We start from the raw sequence: 1,965 nt of genomic DNA, 5'->3' as shown, positions 1-1,965 counted from the left end.
CGTCCCGGTATAGTCGATCAGCCGGTACGTACCCGACTTGAACCCCGCCCCGGTCGTGACGTCCAGCGTGCCGCCGAGCACGAGGTTGCCGTCCGCCGAAACCCCCGCGACCGTCGTCGGCGCGCCCGCCGCGAACGCGAACGTCGACGTCGCCCCAAGCGACAGCGCGGCCACCTGGAAATAGGTCCCGCTCGCCGCCGACAGCGTCGCTCCATTCTCCACGGTGACCGCACCGGAAAGGCCGGTCGACGACCCGAGCAGGGTCGCGCCCGACTTCACGTCGATCGCCCCGGGCAAACTGCCCGTCAGGCTCAGCGTGCCCCCCGACACCGTCGTCGTGCCCGTCAGCGTGCTCGTCCCCGACAGCGTCAGCGTCCCGGCACCCTGCTTGTCGACCGAGCCGCCACCCGACAGCACGCCCGAGTAGGTCATGTCGTTCGACCGGTTGAAGATCAGGGCGTCGTTGTTCGCGATGTTGCCGACGACCGAACCCGTCGTGCCGCCATCGCCGATCGAAAGCGTGCCGAAATTGATCGTCGTGCCGCCGGTATAGGTGTTGGTCCCCGTCAGCGTCTGCGTGCCGCTGCCGCCCTTCGACACCGAGCCGGTGCCGGAGATCACGCCGGCATAGCTGTGATCGGCCTGCGCATAGAAATTGACGGAGCCGTCGTTCTGGATGTTGCCCGCGACCGAGCCTTCCGTCGTCGAGAAATGGCCGAGCTGCAACGCGCCGCCGGACGCCACGATGGTGTCGCCGGTGTAGGTGTTCGCCCCGGCCAGCACCCAGTTCGCGCTCGCAGCGACCGTCACCGTCCCGGTGCCCGTGCCGATGGCGCCCGTGATCATGCCGCCCGATCCGACGAGCTCCAGGTTCTTGCCCGCCCCGCCGATGTCGCCCGAGAGCGTCAGCGTCCCGCCCGCGACCGTGATCCGGCTGTCCGCCGCGAGCGTGACGTCGCCCGCATAGGTGTTGTTGCCGCTGTCGTTCCTCAGCGCGCCGAGGTTCGCCCATCCCGTCCCGGAGAGCGTCAGGGCTTCCTCGCCGACCGACAGCGCGCCGCCGCTGCCGTCCAGCAGAAGCGTCGCTCCGGAGGCGACCGTCGTGCCCCCTGCCGTCGAGCCGAGCGCGGCGGAGTTCTGGACGATCGTCAGGCCCGCATTGATCGTGGTGGTGCCCGTGTAGGTGTTCGTGCCGGCGATCGTGACGATCGCAACACCGCCGCCCGGATCGGCGCTGGTGGCCAGGCTGATCGTCCCCGAGATCACCGACGTACTGGAGAGGATCGGTCCCCCGAGGAGGGTCAGGGTCTTGCCGTCGCCGGTCACGGCCCCCGACACGCCCCCAACATCGATGGTGGCGTCGTCGGCCAGGGTGATCGGGCCGCTCAGGTCTGCCGATATGCCGAAGACGGCGCCGTAGACGCCGCTGCCAGCGTTCGCGGTGTCGCCCGTGCCCGAGATGGTCAGCGGCTCCGCCACCGTGCCCGAGGCCGAGACCAGCAGCGTTGCGCCGGAGGCGATCGTGGTGCCGGCCGCTGTCGAGCCGAGCCCGCCGGCATCGATGATCTGGAGCGTTCCCTCCGAGACCGTGGTGGCGCCCGTATAGCTGTTCGCAGTGTTGAACGTCGCCCGACCCGAGCCCAGCTTGTCGATCGTACCGCTGCCGGAAATGGCGCCGCTCAGGGCGAGCTCGTTGTTGCCGGTCCCCGACGTGTTCAGAACCAGCGCGGCGTTGTTGACGATGGCACCCGCCACCGATCCCGTGGAGCCGCCGTCACGGATCTGCAGGGTGCCCGCCGAGATCGTCGTCGTGCCGGTGTAGGTGTTGTTCGCCGTCAGCGTCAGCGTGCCAGCGCCCTGCTTCGTCACCGTGCCCGAACCCGACACCACGCCCGCAAAGGTCTGGGCGGTCGGATTGGCGAACACCAGCGCCGCGTTGTCGACGATATTCCCGACAACCGACCC

At 69.4% G+C, this 1,965-nt stretch carries 1 protein-coding gene; it reads right to left on the bottom strand.

The window, feature by feature from the left end; all coding sequences use genetic code 11:
- A partial coding sequence (locus tag BUF17_RS21950) for a beta strand repeat-containing protein (protein WP_175563773.1) occupies positions 1-1,965 on the bottom strand: 1,965 nt, incomplete at both ends.

The sequence above is a fragment of the Pseudoxanthobacter soli DSM 19599 genome (assembly GCF_900148505.1).
In the GTDB taxonomy this organism is placed as follows: Bacteria; Pseudomonadota; Alphaproteobacteria; order Rhizobiales; family Segnochrobactraceae; genus Pseudoxanthobacter; species Pseudoxanthobacter soli.
The sequence above is the reverse complement of the archived record's forward strand: the minus strand, read 5'-3'. Positions and strand labels throughout refer to the sequence as shown.